Below are 4,931 nucleotides of genomic sequence, written 5' to 3' on the forward strand. Positions count from 1 at the left end.
TCGTGCCGACGCTGACGCCGATGCGCTCCAACGCCGGCTGGTCGATGACGATCTCGCTGCCCGAGCCGGCGACGGCGATCTCCTGGCGCCTTGGCGATTCCGGCCCGTTCACCGACACCGGCCTGATGGCGATGAACGACCAGCGCACCGGCAAGCCGATGCCCAATCCGAGCTTCGAGTTGCCGGACAGCACTGCCGCCACCACCATCGCCATAAAATATCTCGACATCCGCGGCCGCGAGACCGGCCCGTTCGACATCCGCTTCGACCCCGACGGCGCGCTCCAGCAGGAGAACAAGCAGATCCTCGACCAGTTCTGGACGTCGTGGATCGCTTTCGATTCCGGCGGCAATCGTGGCCTGGTCTATTTCACCCAGATGCTCTCCTACCGCTGCGCCATCAAGGAGGTGCATTACAGCCTCAACGGCAGCGCGCTCGACAAGGAGATCAAGATGCCGCCCTGCGACGCAAAGGACCCCTATGCCATTCCCTCCGACTACCAGCCCTATTTCAAGGTCAAGGACGACGTGAAATCGATGGCGGTTCAGGTGACCTATACGGATGGCACGAAGTCGCCGGTGCGGGAGTATAAAAGGCAGTAGGGCTCCACCCTCCCCCTTGTGGGGAGGGTCGATCCGCGCAGAGGATCGGGATGGGGGTCGAAAGGACTCTTTTTGTCAGACCCCTCCCCGTCGACCGGTCTCCGCTTTGCTCCGACCGCTCGCCGAGCCTCCCCGTAAGGGGGAGGGTGAGGAACTGATGCAAAATGCCGATCGCGCTGCTTGCACGGGAGGCATTCGACGGGCTTTGCTCCCCGCGAGAAAAGATTCGCGGGAGGCATTCATGAACACGGTCACGATCGGCGCAAAAGGCATCTCCGTCTCGCTCGATCTCGCCGTCGGCCATATCGCCGCCATGGACATCGAGGCCGATGGCCGCGTTCTGAAGCCGCTGCATCGCGCGCCCTGGGTCGGCGCGCCGCGCGAGACATTGCCCGCGAACCTCCCGGAAGGCACGGTGCGCCTCTCCGGCGATTTCCTCTGCTCACCCTTCTCCGCCAGCGACGTCGAGGCGGCACCCCTGCATGGCTGGCCGGCCAACAGCGAATGGGACGTCGTCGAAAAGGGCGCCATTGCCGGCGGCTGGCGGGCCGTGTTCCGGCTGCGCCGCAAGGTGATGGGCGCCGCCGTCGACAAGGTTTTTACCCTGCGCGACGACCATCCTTTCCTTTACCAGGAGCACGTCTTCTCCGGCGGCTCCGGCGCCATCTCCGTCGCCCATCATCCGATGACGGTCATGCAAGGCGGCGGCCGGCTCGCCTTCTCGCCCAAGCGCGTCGCTGTCACGCCCCCAACGCCGCTGGAGCCCGACCCGGCGCGCGGCCGCTTCATGCTTGCCTATCCGGCCCGCGCCGCCGACCTCACGCAGTTTCCGCTCGCCGCCGGCGGCACCACCGACCTCACCGACTACCGCATGGAAGACAGGCGCGAGGATTTCGTCACGCTGGTCGAGGCGGATCACGGCGGCCCGGGCTGGACGGCGATCGCGCGGCGCGCGGAGAAGGACCTGGTTCTGGTGCTGAAGAACCCGGCCGAACTGCCGGTGACGATGCTGTGGTTCTCGAATGGCGGCCGCGACTACGCGCCCTGGAGCGGCCGCCATCTCGGCGTGCTCGGCATCGAGGACGGCCGCAGCGCGATCGGCCATGCCGCCTCGCTCGGCGACAATTGGCTGAAGCATGAAGGCATGGCCACGGCCTTCGCGCTGGCTGAAGGGCGGTCGGTGTCGTTTCGCCATGTCATCGGCGCGGTTCCGTCCGCCGAGGCCGAGGCGCCGGCCGAGATTGAGGCAGTGGCCGATCGTTTGCGCGTTCTTGCGCCGAACGGCGCGGTGAAGGAGGCGCCGTTCGACAGCGGCTTCCTGCGCATCGGGCGTTCAGCTCCGGCGTAGGGGTTCAGGCGGGGGCGCCTGGGAGTTCGTCATTCCAGGGCGGAGCCCGTGGATGACGAAGGGGGCAGGCGTTCCGGCCAATTTCGAAAGCGGGAGGCTGCCGAACAAGCGGTCGAGCCTCAGTCACCAAGAGCAGGTTTGAAATTTCCACCGACACCCGCCAAAATGCCGGCCGCACCCTTACCGAAGAGGCGCCGATGTCCGAGATCGCCCATATCACTGCCGCCATCTTCAAGCGCGCCGGCAAGGCCAAGCGCTTCGTCGTCGCCATTGCCGGTCCGCCGGGCTCCGGCAAGTCGACACTGTCGGCGAACCTGCATGAGCTTCTGCCCGAAGGCACATCCGAGGTCGTGCCGATGGACGGCTTCCACTATGACGACATCATCCTCAACCGCCGCGGCCTGCGTCCGCGCAAGGGCGCGCCGGAAACCTTCGACTTCGCCGGCTTCGAGACGCTGTTGAAGCGCATCCGCTCCGGCGAACCCGACATCGCCATTCCGGTGTTCGACCGCAGCATCGAACTGTCGCGCGCGGCGGCCGAGATCGTTTCCGCCGACACCAAGTTCATCCTGGTCGAGGGCAATTACCTGCTGCTCGACGAGGAGCCGTGGACGCGGCTGGCGCCATTGTTCGATTTCACCATCTTCGTCGACGTGCCGCGCAATGAGCTCGAGCGCCGGCTGATGGAGCGCTGGCGCGAGCATGGCAAGTCGGATGAGGACGCCCGCGCCTGGATCGCCTCCAACGACATGCCCAACATCGAGCGCGTGCTGGCGCGGCGCCGGCCGGCCGACATGGTCATCGGTCAATGACGGGTCATTGATCAATGATGCTGGTGATTGGTTAACCAATTTTCGATATTTTCGGACGGGAACTTTAAGGTTTTCACGCCGTTATCAGCCTATCCCGAATTGTCCGGCGCCGGAGCAATTCCAGGGGAGCGGACAACCGCTTTCCGTCCGGAATTGCGAAAAGAAGCGAGCAGGAACTGTCAGATGGCAACCAACAGCAGAAAGCCCGTGGCCAAAAAAACCAGGGCCACCCAATCCAGGACGACGCAGGCCAAGGCGGGCGCCGGCCCGGCGATCGCCGAGCGATCGAAAGACGCCAAGCCGGCTTTCGGCAAGGCGGCCCCGAAGAAAGTGACGCCAGGCGTGACCCACAAAGCCGCGGCCCGTAAGGTTGCGGCCCATAAAGTCGAGGCTAAGAGCGCGAAACATCCCAAGTCGGCGGCAAAGAAAGCGGGTCCGATCCGCGCCGTGGCAAGCGTCGCCACAGGAGCAGTCGTCGCGACTGCGCGGCTTGCGGCCTCTATGCTCGGCCGCAGTGGTGCCAAGGCCAAGACGAAATAGCCCTTTTTGCGCGATTCCGGACGGCGAAGTCGCCGAGCCGGACCTTCGCGATTGGCGGTCAAGACAGCTCGGTCGTCATTCCAGGGCGGAGCAAGGAGCGAAGCGACGCGCGCAGACCCTGGAATCCATGCCGTGACGCTAAAGCGTTGCTGCAGTTACAGAATTCTGCACCGTTGCACTCTACGGCAGCGGCCACGGCATGGATACTCGGGTCAAGCCCGAGTATGACGACGTCCTGGGGGTTTCGGCTAATCTCCAACGTGGGCGCTAGCCGCGCCCGCTTAGCCCACCGCTACCTTCAGCCAAAGCGCCGAGCGTCGAAACCAGCCCGGCATGGGCGCGCCCGCAGGACTCTTGTGCCGCACGACTTTACCTGAACCGTCTTCAGCCCTTCGCCGGAATGGTGAGGCCCCTTTTCACCGCCGGCCGCGCCAGGCCGCGCTCCAGCCATTCGGCGACGGTCGGGAAATCATCGAAACCGACCAGCTCGCGCGCTTCGTAGAAGCCGATCAGGTTGCGCACCCAGCCCAGCATCGACACATCGGCGATCGTGTAGTCGTCATCCATGATCCACTTGCGGCCCTTCAGCCGCGTTTCAAGCACTCCGATCAGCCGCCGCGATTCGTCGCGGTAGCGTTCGAGCGGCCGCTTGTCGGCGATCTCGCGCCCGGCGAATTTGTGGAAGAAGCCGACCTGCCCGAAGATCGGGCCGATCGCCGCCATCTGGAAGAACACCCACTGGATCGTCTCGTAGCGCCGTGCCGGATCGGCGGGAATGAGCTTGCCGGTCTTGTCGGCCAGATAGAGCAGGATGGCGCCGGACTCGAACAGGCCGATCGGCTTGCCGCCCGGGCCGTCCGGGTCGATGATGGCCGGTATCTTGCCGTTCGGGTTGAGCGACAGGAATTCCGGCGTCCAGCTCTCGTTCTTGCCGATATCGACATAATGCGGCTCATAGGGCAGGCCGATTTCCTCCAGCGCGATCGAGACCTTCACGCCGTTGGGCGTCGTGGCCGAATAGAGCTGCAGGCGCTCGGGCTGCTTGGCCGGCCAGCGCTTGGCTATCGGAAAGGCGGACAGGTCGGTCATCGGAAACTCCGGATAGGGCTGGCGCCGGGCGGCGCTCACAATGGGTGGCAAACAATACGGCGGGGTGAGGAAGAGTTAGGTCCCCGGCCGGCCGGGATCAATACACCGGCCACCGGCGGCCGATGCACATACAGTCAACCGGGATTGTGATCAGACCGCCTTGAAGGCCAGCACCGCATTGGTTCCGCCAAAGGCGAAACTGTTGCTGAGCGCGGCGCGTATCTTGCGCTCGCGCGCCGTGTTGGGCGTTACGTCGAGGTCGCATTCCGGGTCGGGCTCGCGATAATTGGCGGTCGGCGGCACGATGCCGTCGCGGATCGCCATCACGCAAGCGATCATCTCCAGCCCGCCGGAAGCGCCGAGGCAATGCGCATGCATCGACTTGGTCGAGGACACGGAGAGCGAAGGGGCGTGGTTGCCGAAGACGCGCTTGATCGCGGCGGTCTCGATCTGGTCATTGGCCTTGGTGCCGGTGCCATGCGCGTTGAGGTAGTCGACGTCTTCCGGATTGAGCCCGGCATCCGCCAGGCAGAAACGCAT

4 protein-coding genes and 2 pseudogenes are annotated in these 4,931 nt (G+C 64.9%); 4 read left to right on the forward strand and 2 right to left on the reverse strand.

Features of this window, described 5'->3' with window-relative positions:
• From EOA24_RS27300 to EOA24_RS27315, 4 genes and pseudogenes are all read left to right on the forward strand, one after another.
• Positions 1–602, forward strand: a pseudogene (locus tag EOA24_RS27300) (methyl-accepting chemotaxis protein); the annotation flags it as partial.
• Between the two features lie 241 nt (positions 603–843).
• On the forward strand, positions 844–1,950 hold the full coding sequence (locus EOA24_RS27305; protein ID WP_126080019.1) for a hypothetical protein: 1,107 nt from the start codon (positions 844–846) through the stop codon (positions 1,948–1,950).
• A gap of 197 nt (positions 1,951–2,147) precedes the next feature.
• Entirely contained in the window at positions 2,148–2,762 is a 615-nt protein-coding gene (locus tag EOA24_RS27310; RefSeq protein ID WP_126080018.1) for a nucleoside triphosphate hydrolase, read from the forward strand.
• 207 nt (positions 2,763–2,969) lie between these two features.
• Positions 2,970–3,302, forward strand: a complete 333-nt coding sequence (locus tag EOA24_RS27315) for a hypothetical protein (protein WP_348633084.1) — start codon at positions 2,970–2,972, stop codon at positions 3,300–3,302.
• Positions 3,303–3,686: 384 nt separating this feature from the next.
• Here the strand turns inward: EOA24_RS27315 and EOA24_RS27320 are convergent, their stop codons facing one another.
• Together EOA24_RS27320 and EOA24_RS27325 are read right to left on the reverse strand one after the other, a co-directional pair.
• Entirely contained in the window at positions 3,687–4,391 is a 705-nt protein-coding gene (locus EOA24_RS27320; protein WP_126080016.1) for a glutathione S-transferase N-terminal domain-containing protein, read from the reverse strand.
• Between the two features lie 150 nt (positions 4,392–4,541).
• A pseudogene (locus EOA24_RS27325) lies at positions 4,542–4,931 on the reverse strand (beta-ACP synthase); the annotation flags it as partial.

It is taken from the genome of Mesorhizobium sp. M2A.F.Ca.ET.039.01.1.1 (assembly GCF_003998035.1).
In the GTDB taxonomy this organism is placed as follows: domain Bacteria; phylum Pseudomonadota; class Alphaproteobacteria; order Rhizobiales; family Rhizobiaceae; genus Mesorhizobium.

Excerpts from the sequence above, each read along its gene's own strand:
- EOA24_RS27320 (WP_126080016.1), bottom strand. The coding sequence starts at position 4,391 with ATGACCGACCTGTCCGCCTTTCCGATAGCCAAGCGCTGGCCGGCCAAG.
- EOA24_RS27305 (WP_126080019.1), top strand. The coding sequence starts at position 844 with ATGAACACGGTCACGATCGGCGCAAAAGGCATCTCCGTCTCGCTCGAT.
- EOA24_RS27310 (WP_126080018.1), top strand. The coding sequence starts at position 2,148 with ATGTCCGAGATCGCCCATATCACTGCCGCCATCTTCAAGCGCGCCGGC.